The sequence below is a fragment of the Pseudomonas sp. BP11-1-1 genome, from assembly GCF_052112105.1.
Classification (GTDB): domain Bacteria; phylum Pseudomonadota; class Gammaproteobacteria; order Pseudomonadales; family Pseudomonadaceae; genus Aquipseudomonas; species Aquipseudomonas alvandae.
Genome location: NZ_JAUTYU010000011.1, coordinates 99,673 through 115,292 on the forward strand (window position 1 = coordinate 99,673; position 15,620 = coordinate 115,292).

General features: G+C 60.9%; 18 protein-coding genes. 10 read left to right on the top strand and 8 right to left on the bottom strand.

Annotation, left to right across the window (positions count from 1 at the left end):
• Positions 1-5: 5 nt before the first annotated feature.
• The 9 genes from Q7C33_RS20350 to cyoD all read left to right on the top strand — a co-directional run bounded on the left by Q7C33_RS20350 (position 6) and on the right by cyoD (position 7,740).
• Complete coding sequence (locus tag Q7C33_RS20350) at positions 6-434, top strand: DUF350 domain-containing protein (RefSeq protein WP_030140438.1); 429 nt, start codon at positions 6-8, stop codon at positions 432-434.
• 19 nt (positions 435-453) lie between these two features.
• Complete coding sequence (locus Q7C33_RS20355) at positions 454-1,155, top strand: DUF1190 domain-containing protein (protein WP_030140437.1); 702 nt, start codon at positions 454-456, stop codon at positions 1,153-1,155.
• Positions 1,156-1,167: 12 nt separating this feature from the next.
• Positions 1,168-2,325 (top strand): glutathionylspermidine synthase family protein, encoded by a 1,158-nt coding sequence (locus Q7C33_RS20360; RefSeq protein ID WP_407684039.1) that lies wholly within the window; start codon positions 1,168-1,170, stop codon positions 2,323-2,325.
• A gap of 237 nt (positions 2,326-2,562) precedes the next feature.
• Positions 2,563-3,450 carry an MBL fold metallo-hydrolase gene (locus Q7C33_RS20365; RefSeq protein WP_030140435.1) on the top strand — a complete coding sequence of 296 codons (888 nt, stop codon included), beginning with the start codon at positions 2,563-2,565 and terminating at the stop codon, positions 3,448-3,450.
• Between the two features lie 161 nt (positions 3,451-3,611).
• Positions 3,612-3,854 carry a YdcH family protein gene (locus Q7C33_RS20370; RefSeq protein ID WP_030140434.1) on the top strand — a complete coding sequence of 81 codons (243 nt, stop codon included), beginning with the start codon at positions 3,612-3,614 and terminating at the stop codon, positions 3,852-3,854.
• Between the two features lie 14 nt (positions 3,855-3,868).
• Positions 3,869-4,798: a ubiquinol oxidase subunit II gene (gene cyoA, locus Q7C33_RS20375; protein ID WP_198796681.1), complete on the top strand. Its 930-nt coding sequence runs from the start codon at positions 3,869-3,871 to the stop codon at positions 4,796-4,798.
• Between the two features lie 21 nt (positions 4,799-4,819).
• A complete protein-coding gene (gene cyoB, locus Q7C33_RS20380; RefSeq protein ID WP_217860433.1) occupies positions 4,820-6,793 on the top strand; it encodes a cytochrome o ubiquinol oxidase subunit I in 1,974 nt (657 codons plus the stop codon).
• Between the two features lie 2 nt (positions 6,794-6,795).
• Complete coding sequence (gene cyoC / locus Q7C33_RS20385) at positions 6,796-7,410, top strand: cytochrome o ubiquinol oxidase subunit III (protein WP_407684040.1); 615 nt, start codon at positions 6,796-6,798, stop codon at positions 7,408-7,410.
• Positions 7,411-7,740 carry a cytochrome o ubiquinol oxidase subunit IV gene (gene cyoD, locus Q7C33_RS20390; protein WP_407684041.1) on the top strand — a complete coding sequence of 110 codons (330 nt, stop codon included), beginning with the start codon at positions 7,411-7,413 and terminating at the stop codon, positions 7,738-7,740.
• A gap of 204 nt (positions 7,741-7,944) precedes the next feature.
• Here cyoD and Q7C33_RS20395 read toward each other — a convergent pair whose 3' ends face one another.
• The 6 genes from Q7C33_RS20395 to Q7C33_RS20420 all read right to left on the bottom strand — a co-directional run bounded on the left by Q7C33_RS20395 (position 7,945) and on the right by Q7C33_RS20420 (position 13,854).
• On the bottom strand, positions 7,945-8,877 hold the full coding sequence (locus Q7C33_RS20395) for a phosphatidate cytidylyltransferase (RefSeq protein WP_030140429.1): 933 nt from the start codon (positions 8,875-8,877) through the stop codon (positions 7,945-7,947).
• 1 nt (position 8,878) lies between these two features.
• Positions 8,879-9,499: a lysophospholipid acyltransferase family protein gene (locus tag Q7C33_RS20400; RefSeq protein WP_030140428.1), complete on the bottom strand. Its 621-nt coding sequence runs from the start codon at positions 9,497-9,499 to the stop codon at positions 8,879-8,881.
• A gap of 175 nt (positions 9,500-9,674) precedes the next feature.
• Entirely contained in the window at positions 9,675-10,130 is a 456-nt protein-coding gene (locus tag Q7C33_RS20405) for a hypothetical protein (RefSeq protein ID WP_198796683.1), read from the bottom strand.
• On the bottom strand, positions 10,120-11,463 hold the full coding sequence (locus Q7C33_RS20410; RefSeq protein ID WP_407684042.1) for a phosphatase PAP2/dual specificity phosphatase family protein: 1,344 nt from the start codon (positions 11,461-11,463) through the stop codon (positions 10,120-10,122). The genes Q7C33_RS20405 and Q7C33_RS20410 overlap by 11 nt, the downstream gene beginning before the upstream one ends.
• A complete protein-coding gene (locus tag Q7C33_RS20415) occupies positions 11,463-13,220 on the bottom strand; it encodes a bifunctional alpha/beta hydrolase/class I SAM-dependent methyltransferase (RefSeq protein ID WP_407684043.1) in 1,758 nt (585 codons plus the stop codon). The genes Q7C33_RS20410 and Q7C33_RS20415 overlap by 1 nt, the downstream gene beginning before the upstream one ends.
• 10 nt (positions 13,221-13,230) lie before the next feature.
• Positions 13,231-13,854, bottom strand: a complete 624-nt coding sequence (locus tag Q7C33_RS20420; RefSeq protein WP_407684044.1) for a CDP-alcohol phosphatidyltransferase family protein — start codon at positions 13,852-13,854, stop codon at positions 13,231-13,233.
• A 158-nt stretch (positions 13,855-14,012) separates the two neighbouring features.
• On the opposite strand from Q7C33_RS20420, the gene Q7C33_RS20425 reads away from it, so the two are divergent.
• Entirely contained in the window at positions 14,013-14,471 is a 459-nt protein-coding gene (locus Q7C33_RS20425; RefSeq protein ID WP_407684045.1) for a GNAT family N-acetyltransferase, read from the top strand.
• A 14-nt stretch (positions 14,472-14,485) separates the two neighbouring features.
• Here the strand turns inward: Q7C33_RS20425 and Q7C33_RS20430 are convergent, their stop codons facing one another.
• Both Q7C33_RS20430 and Q7C33_RS20435 read right to left on the bottom strand, forming a co-directional pair.
• Complete coding sequence (locus Q7C33_RS20430; protein ID WP_045157348.1) at positions 14,486-14,722, bottom strand: hypothetical protein; 237 nt, start codon at positions 14,720-14,722, stop codon at positions 14,486-14,488.
• Positions 14,723-15,205: 483 nt separating this feature from the next.
• Positions 15,206-15,526 carry a contact-dependent growth inhibition system immunity protein gene (locus Q7C33_RS20435; protein WP_407684046.1) on the bottom strand — a complete coding sequence of 107 codons (321 nt, stop codon included), beginning with the start codon at positions 15,524-15,526 and terminating at the stop codon, positions 15,206-15,208.
• Positions 15,527-15,620 lie beyond the last annotated feature (94 nt).

Below are 15,620 nucleotides of genomic sequence, written 5' to 3' on the forward strand. Positions count from 1 at the left end.
AGTCCATGCTTGAAGCGCTCTCCATTTCCCTGAACAAAGCCGCCGTGCTCGGCTTTGTCATGTACATCCTCGGCGCCGCCGTGCTGTTTGCGCTGTTCCAGTTCATCTACACCCGCGTCACACCGCACAAGGAATTCGAACTGATCCGTTCGGGCAACGTGGCCGCGGCCATCGCCCTGGGCGGTGCCGTCATCGGTTTCGCCATTCCGGCCAGCAACGTGATTGCCTACTCGATCAACATGCTGGACTTCGTCGTCTGGGCGGTGATCGCCGCGGTCGTCCAGTTGCTGGCGTTCCTGGTGACCAGCCTGGTACTCAAGGGCGCTTCCGCGCGCATCAAGAACGGTGAAATCGCCGCCGGTATCTACATTGCCGCCGTGGCCATCAGCGTCGGCATGTTGAACGCCGCGTGCATGACGCCTTCCACGAACTGATCGCGCCACGGAGATCCCGATGAAACGAAGCAAGTACGTCCAGCTTTCGCTGGCTGCATCGGTCGCCCTGGCGATATCCGGTTGCGGGCCAACGGAAAAAACCTACAAGTTGCAGAAGAAGTACAACTTCCAGTCCGTCCAGCAATGTGTCGATGAAAAGCTGCCGGTGGACATCTGCGCCGACGCCTACATGACCGCCATGGCCGAGCACCGTCGCATCGCGCCGACCTACGACAGCCAGGCTGATTGCGATGCCGACTTTGTCCCCGATTGGTGCCAGCAGGACTCGGCCGGCAAGTTCATCCCCAAGCTCGGTGGTTTCGAGCTGAGTGCCGATGGCGAAGTCACGCAGTCCCAGGTCGACGCCGCCCGGGCCCAATTGCCGGCGTCGGAAGCGAACGTCGGTGGTTCCGGCTTCGGCAACCTGCTGACCGGCATGCTGATCGGTAACATGTTGAGCAGCAACCGCAACAGCTATTACTCCGAACCGGTCTACCGCTACCGCGATGACCGTGGCGACTTCGGGTCTTCGACGCTCAGCCAGCGGGTGTCGAGAGGTTCGACCTTCAACAAGTCCAACCAGGCGCGGTACGGCAGCTACACCGACTCCATCAAGAGCAGCAAGGCGATGTCCGTCTCGTCCTCCACGTCCCGTGGTGGTTTCGGCAGCAGTTCCAGCGCCCGCAGCGGTTGGGGCGGTTCCAGCAGCTCCGGCGGTTGAGGAACCAGCGCCATGAAGAAGATCCAGTGCGCAGAACGTCCTGACTGGAAGCAGACCGCCGAGCAGCTCGGCTTTCTGTTCCACACCATCGACGACGAACCCTATTGGGACGAAAGCGCGTACTACCAGTTCACCCTCAAGCAGATCGAGGATGACCTGGAAGACCCGACCACCGAGCTCCATGAGATGTGCATGGACCTCGTGGCCCGGGTGGTCCGGAGCGAAGAATTGCTGGAGCGCCTGAGCATTCCCGCGCCGTTCTTCGACCTGGTGCGCACCTCATGGCTTGAAGGCCACCCGCACCTGTATGGGCGCATGGATTTCTCCTACAACGGCACGGGCCCGGCCAAGCTGCTGGAGCTCAACTACGACACGCCGACCAGCCTCTACGAGGCGGCGGCGTTCCAGTGGGGCTGGCTGGAACAGTGCATCGAGCGCGGCATGCTGCCGGCCCATGCCGACCAGTTCAACAGCATCGACACCAAGCTGCACCAGGCCTTTGCCCAGTTGCAGCTCACGGAGCCGTTCTATTTCGCCTCGATGAAAGGCTCGGTGGAGGACAAGGGCACCACGGATTACTTGCGCCTGATCGCGGAAAAAGTCGGCATTGAATCGCGGCACATCAATGTCGAAGACATCGGCCTCAACAGTGACGGGCGTTTTGTTGATTTGGAAGAGCGCTGGATTCCGCACCTGTTCAAGCTGCACGCCTGGGAGTTCATCTTCCACGAGCCGTTTGGTGAAGCGATTGCCCAGTGTGATACGCAGTTTTTCGAACCGGCCTGGAAGTCGATCATCTCCAACAAAGGCATCCTGCCCCTGCTGTGGGAATTCAACAAAGGCCACCCGAACCTGCTCGCGGCTCACCTCGACACCGACACCAGCAAAGCGGTGCCCAAGGGCTGGGTGCGCAAGCCGTTCTTTTCCCGGGAAGGCGCCAACATCGAGTTGCAGACCGCTGACGGCTTGATCGTCAAGGAAGACGGGCCCTACACCGACGCGCCGTTCATCCTCCAGGAATTCGCGCCACTGCCACGCTTCGGCGACAGCTACACGCTGATCGGTTCCTGGGTCATCGGCGACCAGGCGGCCGGCATTGGCGTGCGGGAAGACAACAGCCTGATCACCAAGGATTCGAGCCGGTTCCTGCCGCATCTGATCCTCGATTGATCCCCTGACACCGAACCCCTTGTGGGAGCGAGCTTGCTCGCGATAGCGGTGGACCAGTCGATATCCATGTGACTAACCGGCCGCCATCGCGAGCAAGCTCGCTCCCACAGGGTATCTTTTCCCGGGCATAGCCACCGCCTGTCGCCTTTGCGGAATTGCACCTGTCGCCTTCCTGTCGATTTCAAAGAGTCCATGAAAAAAACGGAAATCGACACGCCATTCGTGCAGGAGGCCTCCATGCATATCCACCACCTGAACTGCGGTTGCATGTGCCCGGTGGGCGGGAAGCTGTTCGACGGCTACAGCCGGGGGCTGACGGCGTGCCTGGTGTGTCATTGCCTGCTGATTGAAACCGACAGCAACGGCCTGGTCCTGGTGGACACCGGTTTTGGCCAGCGGGACGTGCAGACGCCCGAGCGATTGAGTCGATTTTTCCGGGCCTTCAACAACATCAAGTTCGAACATCGCCTGACGGCCCTGGATCAGGTGCGGCGCCTGGGTTTCGATGCCAACGACGTGCGGCATATCCTGCTGACGCATCTGGATTTCGATCACGCCGGCGGGCTGCAGGATTTTCCCCAGGCGCGGGTGCATGTCATGCGCGACGAAATGGCGGCGGCCCGCTCGGCTGACAGCTGGATCAGTCGGCGCCGGTTCCAGGCGCGCCAGTGGCAGGGCGTCGATAATTGGGAGTTCTATGCCCCGGACGGCGACACCTGGTTCGGTTTCGATTCGGTGCGTGCGTTGATCGGCGCCGAAGAAGAGGACATTTTCCTGGTGCCGCTGCAGGGCCATACCGCCGGCCATGCCGGGATCGCCCTGCGCACGCCTGACGGCTGGATGCTGCATGCCGGCGACGCGTATTTTTTTCACGATGAAGTCCATCAAGCCGAGCGCCGTTGCCCGCCGGGCCTGAAGTTCTATCAATACATGATGGACACCTGCCGCTCGGCACGGATGCGCAATCAGGATCGCCTGCGGGAACTGGCGCGGGTTCAGGACGGGCACGTCGAGATTTTTTGCAGCCACGATGCCAGGGAGTGGGAGAAGGCAATACTTCAGTCACGCACGGTCCGGGTGGACTCCACGGCAATGCCCTCGGCCGCCGGTAGACAATCCTCCTGACGCGGCCCTCGATATATCCGCTTTCCCTTTGCCCACGTCTCGTGGGCTTTTTTTTGCCAGCGATGCCGTTCGTCACCGTATCAGGATGTTTCTCTCAACTAAGGCGTGGGGGCCAATTCTAAAAATCGTGTACCCAACAACACTGCTGAAAGGAGAAGGCCATGCCTGCTTCTCACGATCTTTACCAGGATTTGAATTGCAGCAAAGAGGCGGTTCAACAGCGGCGCCAGCAAGACCCGGAACTTGATCGCTTGCTCGATGAATACACGGATGTGGATAACCAAGTGTTGGCGGCCGAATCGATTTCGGCGGGCAACGTCGAGGATGACGACCTCCGCGGGCTCAAGGAGCAGCGCCTGTCGATCAAGGACAAGATCGCGCGGCAACTGACAAACAACCCATAAGCGAAGCCCAAGACATGCGAACCCGACTGCCTTGTTACGTATCAAGGTTGTTGCTGGTCGGCGGGATGCTGTTGCTCGGCGGTTGCGACATGGTGTTGTTCAATCCCAAGGGACAGGTCGGCGTTGACCAACGCAACTTGATCATTCTCTCGACGCTGTTGATGTTGCTGGTGGTGATACCGGTGATTGTCATGGCGTTCATCTTTTCGGTGAAGTACCGGGCTTCTAACACGAAGGCGAAATACACGCCGGAGTGGGCGCACTCGCGCAAGATCGAAACCGTGGTCTGGGGTGTGCCGCTGGTGATCATCATCATTCTGGGGGTGGTCACTTGGAAGTCCACCCATGCGCTCGATCCTTATCGACCGCTGGATTCCGACGTCAAGCCGTTGGTGGTACAGGTGGTCGCCACCGATTGGAAGTGGCTGTTCATCTACCCGGAACTGGGCATCGCCTCGGTCAACGAACTGGCCATGCCGTTGGACACACCGGTGAACTTTCGCGTGACGTCCGACGGCGCCATGACCTCGTTCTTCATTCCTGCGTTGGGCGGGCAGATCTATGCCATGGCCGGCATGCAGACCCAACTGCACCTGATCGCCAACGAGGCGGGGGAATACCGAGGCATCGCCGCCAACTACAACGGCCCGGGTTTCTCCGACATGCACTTCCGGACCCTGGCCACCGATGCGGCGGGCTTCGACAAGTGGGTCGCCGGCGTACGGGCGGGGCAGGGGCGTTTGGACAAGGACAGTTATGCGCGACTCGCCCGGCCTACGGTCAAGCACCCGGTTGAACACTACGCCTCGATCCAGCCGGATTTGTTCCAGAGCATCATCGATAAGTACGAAGGCATGAACCGCTCCCGTGAAGTCGAGCATCGCATGGGGCACATGCAAGGCAGCATCGAATCACCCGTCGGGGCCCGGCAGCAAGGGCAGTAACACGATCTGGAGTAGAACAGCATGTTTGGAAAACTGACGCTTGAGGCGATCCCGACGGATGAGCCCATCATCATGTGGACCCTCGCCGTAGTGGCGCTGATCGCCTTGGCTGGCATCGCCGCCATCACCTACTACCGCAAGTGGGCCTACCTGTGGAACGAGTGGTTTACCTCGGTGGACCACAAGCGCATCGGCGTGATGTACATCGTCGTCGGCCTGGTAATGCTGCTGCGCGGCTTCTCCGACGCGATCATGATGCGCACGCAACAGGCGATGGCGTCCGACGGTTCGCCCGGCTACCTGCCGCCGGAGCACTACGACCAGATCTTCACCGCCCACGGCGTGATCATGATTTTCTTCATGGCGATGCCGCTGGTGGTGGGCTTGATGAACATCGTCGTGCCCTTGCAGATCGGCGCCCGGGACGTGGCGTTCCCGTTCCTCAACGCGTTGAGTTTCTGGTTGTTCGTCGCCGGGGCGATGTTGGTGAACGTCTCCCTGGCGGTCGGCGAATTCGCCCGCACGGGTTGGGTGGCTTATCCACCGCTGTCAGGGCTTTCCTACAGTCCCGGGGTCGGGGTGGACTATTACATCTGGTCCTTGCAGATATCCGGGGTCGGGACGTTGCTCACCGGGGTGAATTTCTTCGTCACGATCCTGAAAATGCGTACACCGGGCATGACCCTTTTCCGCATGCCGGTGTTCACCTGGACGGTGCTGTGCACGGCGGTGCTGATCCTCGCGTCGTTCCCGATCCTCACCGCCACGTTGTTCATGCTCAGCCTCGACCGCTACCTGGACATGCACTTCTTCACCAACGAGCTGGGCGGCAACCCGATGATGTACGTCAACCTCATCTGGGCCTGGGGCCATCCGGAGGTGTACATCCTGATCCTGCCGGCGTTCGGCATCTTTTCCGAGGTGGCGTCGACCTTCAGCCGCAAGCGCCTGTTCGGCTATCACTCGCTGGTGTGGGCGACGATCGTCATCACCATCCTGTCGTTCATCGTCTGGGTGCACCACTTCTTCACCATGGGCTCGGGGGCGAACGTCAACGCATTCTTCGGCATCATGACCATGATCATCGCCGTGCCCACCGGGGTGAAAATCTTCACCTGGCTGTTCACCATGTACCGCGGGCGGGTGCGCTTTGAAACGCCGATGCTGTGGACGGTGGGTTTTATCGTCACGTTCAGCATCGGCGGCATGACCGGCGTGCTGCTGGCGGTGCCCGGGGCGGATTTCCTGCTGCACAACAGCCTGTTCCTGATCGCCCACTTCCACAACGTGATCATTGGCGGTGCGGTGTTCGGCTATATGTGCGGCCTGACCTACTGGTTCCCCAAGGCGTTCGGCTTCAAGCTCCACGACCGCTTGGGCCGGGCGGCGTTCTGGTGCTGGATCATCGGGTTCTATTTCGCCTTCATGCCGTCTTACTTCCTTGGCTTCATGGGCATGACCCGGCGCCTGAACCACTTCAACGTGCCCGAATGGGAGCCATGGCTGCTGGCGGAGTTGCTGGGCGTGGGCATCATCCTTTGCGGGGTCAGCTGCCAGATCCTGCAGTTCTACTTCAGCATCCGCCAGCGCCACCAGAACCGCGACTTGACGGGGGATCCGTGGGACGGGCGCACACTGGAGTGGTCAACCGCCTCGCCGCCGCCGTTCTACAACTTCGCCCAGCAACCGGTGGTGGAGGGTATCGATGCCTATTGGGGCATGAAGGAGCGCGGTCAGAAAACCGCCGTCGAGGCCGATTTCCAGAACATCCACATGCCGCGCAACACCGCCATGGGCCTGGTCATCAGCCTGTTCAGCCTGATCATGTGCTTTGCCCTGGTCTGGCATATCTGGTGGCTGGCCATCGTCGGGCTCGTTGCCACCATCGGTGGCGTGATCTGGCGCAGCGCCGATGACGACATCGACTACTACGTGCCTGCCGAGGAGGTGGCGCGCATCGAAAATCAACGCATCAAGATGCTGGCGGAGGCTTGATCATGTCCAATCTCGTCCAGCCAAACGCCACCGCGCCGGAATCCGAACACGGGCATTCGGACGCAAGCTCCATGACCCTGTTCGGGTTCTGGATCTACCTGATGACCGACTGCATTTTGTTCGCAACGCTGTTTGCGACCTATGCGGTGCTCGGGCAGAGCGTGGCCGGTGGGCCTGGTGCCGCCGATATTTTCGAATTGCCCTACGTCCTCACGGAAACCTTCATCCTGCTGTTCAGCAGCATTACCTACGGTTTCGCCATGCTCGCGCTGAGCGCCGGGCAGAAGCAGAAGGTGCTGGCCTGGCTCGGCCTGACCTTCGTCCTCGGCCTGGCGTTTATCGGCATGGAGATCCATGAGTTCCAGAAGCTCATCGGCGAAGGCTACGGCCCCGACCGCAGCGCCTTTCTCACCGGGTTCTTCACGCTGGTGGGGACACACGGCCTGCACGTCACCGCCGGCCTGATCTGGATGGCGGTGGTGATGTTCCAGGTCCAACGCAACGGCCTGACCACGGTCAACGCCACGCGCATGGGCTGCCTGAGCCTGTTCTGGCACTTCCTCGACGTGGTGTGGATCTGCGTGTTTACCGTGGTCTATCTGTTTGGAGTGATGTAAATGAGCAACCTTCATGGCAGCGTCGACGCCAGTCACGGCAGCGTGAAATCCTACCTCACCGGGTTTGTGCTGTCGGTCATCCTCACCGTCATCCCGTTCGCCCTGGTGATGTATCCCACGCTGCCCAAGTCTGTGACGGCCGGCGTCGTGGCGATTTTTGCGGTGATCCAGGTTGTCGTGCACCTGATCTACTTCCTGCACCTCAACTTCTCACCGCATCAACGCTGGAACGTGACGGCGCTGGTGTTCTCCACCGTGGTAATTGCGCTGCTGGTGGGGCTGTCGCTATGGATCATGTACAGCGTGCATCACAATATGTTGGCGCATTGAACCGAGGGCAAGGTACCTGTTGGGTGGGTGCAAATGCCCCTGTGGCGAGGGGATTTATCCCCGCTGGAGCGCGAAGCGGTCCCAAGAGCAAGTAACTCGGTCAACCTGACGCACAGCATGCGCGGATTATGGGGCCGCTTCGCAGCCCAACGGGGATAAATCCCCTCGCCACAGGGGTAAGCGGTGTCTCAGGACAGGGTTATCTCAAGTCCACCAATACCGAACCAGGTGGAAGAAGATCGGCGCGGCGAAGCACACCGAGTCCAGGCGGTCGAGCATGCCGCCGTGGCCCTCGATCATGTGGCCCCAATCCTTGACCCCACGGTCGCGCTTGATCGCCGACATGACGATGCCGCCAGCAAACCCGAGCAGGTTGATCAACAGCGCGATGAGGAACGACTGCCACGGATTGAACGGCGTGATCCACCACAGCGCACCGCCGATCAGCGAGGCCAGGAAAATACCACCGGCAAAACCTTCCACGGTTTTCGAGGGCGACAGGTTGGGCGCGATCTTGCGTTTGCCGAACAACTTGCCGCAGACGTACTGCAACACATCCGAGAGCTGCACCACGATCACCAGGTAGGCGATCAGCAACAAGTTGCGTCCTTCAAAACCGGCGATGTCCAGGGTCAGCAGCGCCGGCACAAAGGAAATGCAGAACACCGCGATCATCAAGCCCCATTGCACTTTCGAAGCGCGTTCCAGGAAGTGCGTGCTGTCGCCGCCCAGCGACGCGAGGATCGGCAGCAGCAGGAACACGTACACCGGAATGAAGATCGAGAACAGCCCGTACCAGTCGTAGTAGATCAATAGGTATTGCAGCGGCAGCGCCAGGTAGAACGCCGCCACCAGGGCCGGGTAGTCACTGCGCCGGGTTGGGGTGAGGGTGAGGAATTCCCGCAGCGCGTAGAACGACACCGCGTAGAACAACAGGATCACCGCCGCGTTACCCAGCCAGAACGCGATGCCGATCACCAGCACCATGATCCACCAGGCGTTGATCCGCGCGTTGAGGTTCTCGATGACCGAGTTCGGCGCGCCTTTGGTCCGTAGCTTGAGGATGAAACCGACCAACGAGGCCAGCACCAGAATCGCGCCGATCCCGCCAAACAACATCAGGGTATATCGATCCATGTCAAACGTGCTCCGGGGCCAGTGCCAGCAGCGCGGCGCGGCTGCGTTCTAGAAATTGCTCTTTGCTTTCGCCTTCTTCGATGCACAGCGGTGCGCCGAAACTGGTCGTGCACAGCAGCGGCAACGGCAACACGCGGCCCTTGGGCATGACGCGGTTGAGGTTGGCGATCCACACCGGGATCACCTCCACTTCGGGGTGGCTTTTCATCAAGTGGTAGATCCCGCTCTTGAACGGCAGCAGGCCTTCGTCCGGGTTGCGCGTGCCCTCGGGGAAGATGATCAGCGAGTCACCGTTTTCCAGCGCGTCGAGCATTGGCTGCAAGGGGCTGTAGGAAGGATCCTTGCGCTCGCGGTCCACCAATACGCCGTTGAACACCCGGTTGATGATGTAGCGGCGCATCGGGCTGGTTTGCCAGTAATCAGCCCCGGCGACCGGGCGGGTGAGCTTGCGCAGCGCCGGCGGCAGCGAGGCCCAGAGCAACACGAAATCACCGTGGCTGCTGTGGTTGGCGAAATAGATCCGCTGCACGGGCTTGGGCGCGCAGCCGAGCCACAGGCTGCGAGCGCCGGTGACCATCCGTGCGGCGGAGGTGATGAGGTTGGCGACCACGGGTTCGAACATGAGGATTCCTTGTCCTGAGAAACATAAGTATCACTGTGGCGAGGGAGCTTGCTCCCGCTGGGCTGTGCAGCAGCCCCCAAGAGGCTGAATGCAACCAATCTGACACACCGCAGTGCTTGGTTTTGGGGCTGCTTCGCAACCCAGCGGGAGCAAGCTCCCTCGCCACAAAAACTTCCTAGATACCTGACGCTAGCCAGGGACTGGCCAGGATGAAGCCCAGCACCAGGACAACTTGTATCGCCAGCAACCGCGACTGCCGCCGCAGCAGCAATAACGCGCCGTGCCGCCTTTCGGTCCACAGGCGCCCGGCGCGTTCGGCGGGTTGCAGGCCCAACGCGGTCAGGGCTTGATCCAGTTCATAGGTGCGTTCGGCCAGGGAGTGGGTGCTGTCCGCCATGCGCTGGAACAGATCCGCGTCAAATGCCACGCGCAGCGCCCAGTATTTTTCCAGCACCCCGATAACCACAAGCGCAGCACTCAACAGCAGTAACCACGGATCGATCACGCCCACCAGCCATTGCCCCAACCCAAGCAGCGCCGCCAGCAACGTCAGCCCCGTGGACAGTTGATCCAACGAATGACCGCGGCGCAACAGGCTCGCCACGGTGTGGAGCTCCATATCACTGATCATGAGCATTCCCCAGCGCTGTGGATAACTGTTCCAGTGCCCGACGGTGCTCGGCGTGCAAGACGATGCGCGGTCGAGCGCGCTGGATTTGCACGATTGCGGCATCGACACTCGCCGCCCGGCCGCTGTGAAGCAACCACGCCGCCACGGCCGTGGCGCTGCGCGAATAACCCAAGGCACAGCAGACCAGCACCGGCCCGTGCTGGCGCAGTTGCTCGATTTTCTGTGCGGCCTCCAGGCATTGCTCGGCGGTCGGTGCGGTCAGGTCGAGTACTGGCACGGAGCGGTAGGCGATGGCCGTGGTGTCCATGGACAACTCGGCGCACAGGTCGAGCACCCCGCTGAACGGACTGCCCTTCAGCGCAGCCGACGTAGGAATCCGCCCGAGCCAGACGTCATCCATGATCTGATCCGGTTGCGGGTGTTTGCGCGTCCACAGGCGGGAATTGATCCATGCAGCCGCCAGATAAGGAGCCAGAATCCAGCGCACCGCCGGGCTCAGCCGACCGTCTTCGCGCTTCTGGAACCCACTCGCGCCGAACAGCAGATAATTCAGCGCCACCATCAGCACCGCCACTGCTGGCCAGATCAGCCAGAGCCATGTGCCACCGAAGGCAAACGCCGGGATGAACATCGCCGCCGCGCCCAAGCCATAACGCAAGGCCAAGCGCCGGCGGGCAGGATCTGTCGTCAGGCGCGCACTGAACAGCGGACTCGGTCGGTCCAGCGGCCACAACCAGACACACAACCACCCGGCCAGCGCGCCAGTCGGCACGTCGACAAAATGATGTTGATACGTGGTCAGCACCGACACGCCAATCAACGCGAACCAGCCGTGCATCAACCAACGCCAGACGCCTTGCAGGTGGCGCTCATAACAAACCCAGAGCACCACCAGCAGCGCGATGTGCAGCGACGGTGCCTGGTTGAACGGCTTGTCGAAGCCCGCCAGCACCTCGAATAACCAGCCAAACACACCGTCCATTTCCGGCCGGGGGAAGGTGAACGTCAGCGGCCAGAGCAGGAAGCAACTGACCGCGATCACCTGGGCCGTGAGCAGGCGCAAGGCGTGGCGCTTGAGTTCGTCGCGGCTGTTGGGCAGCAACAGGGACAAGCCGTACAGCAGGTCGATCGACCAGTACGGCACGATGGTCCAGGCCATGAACGGCATATGGCTTTCCCAGCCGAACACCAGGCTGCCGACGTCGTCACGCTGGGCCGTGACCCAGGTGGCGAAGCCGTACGTGGTGAAAAACAGCGGCGCCAGCAACAGCAGCCACAGCACCGCCGGTTTCAACAGCGCGGGTTCGCGGGCTGGAGCGATGACGGCGCTCATTACTGGACCCGCTGCGCCAGCGAAACGCTGAAAATGCCCCACTCATCGACCCGCAGGGTGATCTTGCGAAAGCCTGCTGCTTCGACCAATTGGTCCATTTCCGCCTGGGTGCGTCGACGCATTACCCACGCCTGGCCGGCGCGGTGGCTGGTCAGGGCGCGGGCGATCAGTTCCAGTTGCGGGTGCCATGGCTGGCCGGTGTAGACCAGGAAACCGCCGGGCTCCACGGCTTCAGCCAGGCCGGCGAGGGAGCCGCCGACCATCTGGTTGTCGGCGAACAATTCATACAGGCCGGAGACCACGGCGAGGGTCGGCTTCGGTTCGAGCGCTGCCAGGTCCTGGCGATCGAAGGCATCGCCCTTGACGAATCGAGCGATCTCGCCCAAACCTTTTTCCACGATCAGCGCACTGCCGTCGCGCACGTTGATGTCGCTGTAGTCGCGCAGCAGGATCGACTCCGGCAACGGACTCACGCCTTGCAGCGCTTCGAGAATGTACCGGCCATGGCCGGCGGCGATGTCGACGATGCGCACCTCGCGGTCCTGGGCGCGCAGCTCGGCCATCGCCAGGCGCAGCAGTTCTTCGACATGCACCTTGCGCTGGCGAATGCCGCGCCAGCCGATGGAGTTCAGATAGTTCTGGTCGATCATCTTGCCCAGCGCCGAGGTGCCGGTGGGGCGATTGCGATAGACGTAGTCCAGGGTGCTGCCGGAGTCGAACCCGGTGTCGAAGCCCAGCTTCACACCCGCAGACAACTTGCTGCCAAAGCGCATGCTGGCGCGGGTCATGCGCCAGTAAAGGTCACGCAGCGAGTTGTGCGGCAGCGGCGTCGCCAGGGTTTCGGCTTCGGCGCAGGTCACGCCGATGCGATCGGCGTCCAGCAGGGAAGGGCGCTCCAGCGGACGGGCAAAGTTTTGCAGGATGAAACGGCGGGCGCTGGCGATGGCGGGCGCACGGTTTTTCTCACCGAGGGTGTCGTGGAAGAAGCCCGGCAGGATGTGCTTTTCCTTGTGCAGGCTGCCCAGCCGCTCGAAGAATTGCTCCTGGGGTTTGCGATGCACCACGAAGTCGGAACCGGAAATCAACAGCTGCGTCGGCACCTGGATCGCCTGGGCATCGGCTACAACCCGGTCGGCGGCTTCGTACAGGCCCAGCAGCACGTTCACCGAAATGGCCTTGGTGATCAGCGGATCGCTGTCGTAGGACGCGACTCGTTCCGGGTCGTGGCTGAGGAACTTGGCCTTGACGTAGCTGTTGACGAAAAAGTTGCCACGGAACTTGCGCATCAGCGCCAGGCCCGGACGGGCGAACGGCACGTAGAGCTTGACCTTGAAGGCCGGCGACGCCAGCACCAGCGAGCGAATGCGCGGCGCGTAATCGTGGACCCAGGTGGACGCGATCACCGCGCCGACGCTTTGCGCGACCACGGCAATGTTCTGTTCGTCGATCTGATGCGTCGCGCCGATGTGATCGCAGAAGGTCTGCACGTCCCGGGCGCTGGTGGCAAAGCTCGGGCTGTCGCCGCGTTCGCCAGGCGACTGGCCGTGGCCGCGTGCGTCCCAGGCGAAAAACTCGAACTCGGGCAAATCCAGCTCATCCACCAGGTGCGCGATGCGCCCCGAGTGCTCATGGCCGCGGTGAAACAACAACACGGCCTGGCGGGGTTCACCCGCCGTGGCCTCGACAGCCGGCCAGTGCCGGTAGAACAACTCCACGCCATCATGGGTGGTGAACGTCAGTTCCTGGGCTTCGCGCATTGCAACTTCCTTATGCTGAGGGAGCGTTTTCCGTCACTTGGCTCAGGCCATGACGGACCCGATTGACCAAGGTATAAACCAGCAGGGCGGCAACCACCGCCATCACACCATCAACCCACAGCGCCCCGAGCCAACCCAGGGCAATACCGGTCGCCAGCACGCCAAACACAAAGGCGCGGTCACTCTTGCCCATCGGCCCGTCATAGCGCCGCGAAGCCCCGACCATCGCCCCGAGCACGCCGGCGTATTCGCTGAACAACGCCAACAGCGTGACCAACAACACGAGCAACAGGCTGGTATCGGGAAACAGGGCAAAAGGCAGGATCAAGGCAGCGTCGGCGATGATATCGCATAGCTCATTGAGGTAGGCGCCCAGATTCGATTGCTGGCCAAACTCCCGCGCCAACATGCCATCCACCGCGTTCAAGGCCATGCGCAGGAACATCCACACCGGCACCAGGATGAAAACCCACGGATGACTGGCGAACCACGCAATCACCGCCCCCACCAGCACGGAAACGACGCCCGCGAGCAAGGTCACCTGGTTGGCGGTGACGCCATTGTTGTAAAGGCGTTGTACGGTAGGGCGAAGCAGATTCTGGAAAGCGGGCTTGAGTTGATAGATGGAAGGCATATGGACTGGGATCTCGGCCGGATTCGGGGCAGGGCTTGTGCAGATGCGAGATTACGATAGGTTGGGGCGTTGCTGGTGGGTATTTGCTGGGAATGCGCGCGGGTAGGCATCTGCGTCGGTATTCGCGCTGGAAAAACGACTGCATAAGGACTGTTCACATGCTGCGAGTGGATTGGCTCGTCAACCACATGGATAAATGCAACCTGATGGCCGAATGGCTGTATCGGGAATTCACCTACGAATTCGCCCACCAATCACTCGGCCACTGGCAGCATGAATTCTCGACCGGGCAGCGCGATGGCCGCTGGAAATGCCTGGTCGCCCTGGAACACGACCAGCTACTGGGCGGCGCCTCGCTGGCAAACGACGACCTGCCCGAACGCCCCGACCTCGGCCCCTGGCTGGCCTGCGTATTCGTCCACCCGGACGCCCGACGCCGAGGCCTCGCCGCGCAATTGATCGAAGGCATCTGCAACGATGCCAAAGAGGCTGGCTTCGCGACGTTGTACCTGCACACCCACAGTGAACGGGACTACTACGCCAAGCTTGGTTGGGAAGTGCTGGAGCGCTTCGAGGCCTGGGGCAAGGAACAGTGGCTCATGTCGCGGCGTTTATAACGTCGGCAGGAGCCCTATCCACCAGCCCGCAACGGCCCACCGACCGGGACGTACTCGACCGGCGCTTCCCCGGGCAGGTTCTTTATGGGGTCTTCGGCGTAACCGTATCCTTCCTCCTTCAGATTGATCGAATGCACGCTGTGCTCACGGGCAGTGCTGTCGGTGAGCTTGGTAAACAGACGGTGATCGGCGGGCAGCGTGAAGCGATCGCCGGGGTGGAGTTGGGCGAAGGTGAGGGTCGGGTGGTTCATGGCGGCGGGCTCCGTCTCGGGTTGGTCTCTCTGGAATTGAGGGGGAGCGCTGGGATTGGGTTCCGTTTTTTTGATTGTCGACTCGGTTGCCGGCTCGAAGTACGGCTCCGGCCTTTAGGTGATCCCTTGTGGGAGCGAGCTTGCTCGCGATGGCGGTGTGTCAGCCGGGAGTTATCCAACTGATCTGACAGACCTATCTCCATAATCCACAGAGGTGACAGCTTGCCGACACCGCCTTGCGCCTTTGCCTACAACTACGCCAGAATCCGCCGGCTTGTGCGCCTGGGCCCACGCCGGTAGCTTGAATCCCGTCACTGCTCATCAGTGATCGGGTTTAGCAGCTCGTGGTGAAACAGGTTGTGCAAGGCGTCATCCAGTCAGGAATTCCTCATCCTGCACTTGATGGTGGCTGTGCGCAGGGCGTCCCCGGACGCGCCGGTTTCTTGTTTCCCCGGTCTGCTAACCTGCGTACGGCTGCCACCTTTAATCATTGCCAAGCTGGGAGGCATCAGTGTGAGTCATAACTTGCAGAATATGCTTTAACCACATTTCGCCGGACTCCCAATCCAACCAGTAGCAATAGTTGCATGGCATCTCACTCATAATAAGTTTTCTAATATTTTCGTTGCTAAGTTTAAGCTTTAATAGCGTCGAGATTTCATTTTTAACCATGAATATGGTTTCAGGTGTAGAGTCAGAAGCAAAGCTTCTTATTATGTCGTCAGGGTCTGGCGACTCGCACATCCAATCTTGATGGAAGTAGCATCCAAAAAACTGAAAGAGTTCGTGGTGTTTGATTTTCATTGTTGCTTAATAAGCTCTGTAGGTGCGCTAGGCTTCGAATTAAGACGCTTTTTTAATTGACGGGGCCCATTGACTAGACTGCTGCTGCGCGTTG

What these genes read in the sequence shown, in the direction of transcription:
- Q7C33_RS20350 (WP_030140438.1), top strand. Translation starts at nt 6, where the DNA reads ATGCTTGAAGCGCTCTCCATTTCCCTGAACAAAGCCGCCGTGCTCGGC.
- Q7C33_RS20355 (WP_030140437.1), top strand. Translation starts at nt 454, where the DNA reads ATGAAACGAAGCAAGTACGTCCAGCTTTCGCTGGCTGCATCGGTCGCC.
- Q7C33_RS20360 (WP_407684039.1), top strand. Translation starts at nt 1,168, where the DNA reads ATGAAGAAGATCCAGTGCGCAGAACGTCCTGACTGGAAGCAGACCGCC.
- Q7C33_RS20365 (WP_030140435.1), top strand. Translation starts at nt 2,563, where the DNA reads ATGCATATCCACCACCTGAACTGCGGTTGCATGTGCCCGGTGGGCGGG.
- Q7C33_RS20370 (WP_030140434.1), top strand. Translation starts at nt 3,612, where the DNA reads ATGCCTGCTTCTCACGATCTTTACCAGGATTTGAATTGCAGCAAAGAG.
- cyoA (WP_198796681.1), top strand. Translation starts at nt 3,869, where the DNA reads ATGCGAACCCGACTGCCTTGTTACGTATCAAGGTTGTTGCTGGTCGGC.
- cyoB (WP_217860433.1), top strand. Translation starts at nt 4,820, where the DNA reads ATGTTTGGAAAACTGACGCTTGAGGCGATCCCGACGGATGAGCCCATC.
- cyoC (WP_407684040.1), top strand. Translation starts at nt 6,796, where the DNA reads ATGTCCAATCTCGTCCAGCCAAACGCCACCGCGCCGGAATCCGAACAC.
- cyoD (WP_407684041.1), top strand. Translation starts at nt 7,411, where the DNA reads ATGAGCAACCTTCATGGCAGCGTCGACGCCAGTCACGGCAGCGTGAAA.
- Q7C33_RS20395 (WP_030140429.1), bottom strand. Translation starts at nt 8,877, where the DNA reads ATGGATCGATATACCCTGATGTTGTTTGGCGGGATCGGCGCGATTCTG.
- Q7C33_RS20400 (WP_030140428.1), bottom strand. Translation starts at nt 9,499, where the DNA reads ATGTTCGAACCCGTGGTCGCCAACCTCATCACCTCCGCCGCACGGATG.
- Q7C33_RS20405 (WP_198796683.1), bottom strand. Translation starts at nt 10,130, where the DNA reads ATGATCAGTGATATGGAGCTCCACACCGTGGCGAGCCTGTTGCGCCGC.
- Q7C33_RS20410 (WP_407684042.1), bottom strand. Translation starts at nt 11,463, where the DNA reads ATGAGCGCCGTCATCGCTCCAGCCCGCGAACCCGCGCTGTTGAAACCG.
- Q7C33_RS20415 (WP_407684043.1), bottom strand. Translation starts at nt 13,220, where the DNA reads ATGCGCGAAGCCCAGGAACTGACGTTCACCACCCATGATGGCGTGGAG.
- Q7C33_RS20420 (WP_407684044.1), bottom strand. Translation starts at nt 13,854, where the DNA reads ATGCCTTCCATCTATCAACTCAAGCCCGCTTTCCAGAATCTGCTTCGC.
- Q7C33_RS20425 (WP_407684045.1), top strand. Translation starts at nt 14,013, where the DNA reads ATGCTGCGAGTGGATTGGCTCGTCAACCACATGGATAAATGCAACCTG.
- Q7C33_RS20430 (WP_045157348.1), bottom strand. Translation starts at nt 14,722, where the DNA reads ATGAACCACCCGACCCTCACCTTCGCCCAACTCCACCCCGGCGATCGC.
- Q7C33_RS20435 (WP_407684046.1), bottom strand. Translation starts at nt 15,526, where the DNA reads ATGAAAATCAAACACCACGAACTCTTTCAGTTTTTTGGATGCTACTTC.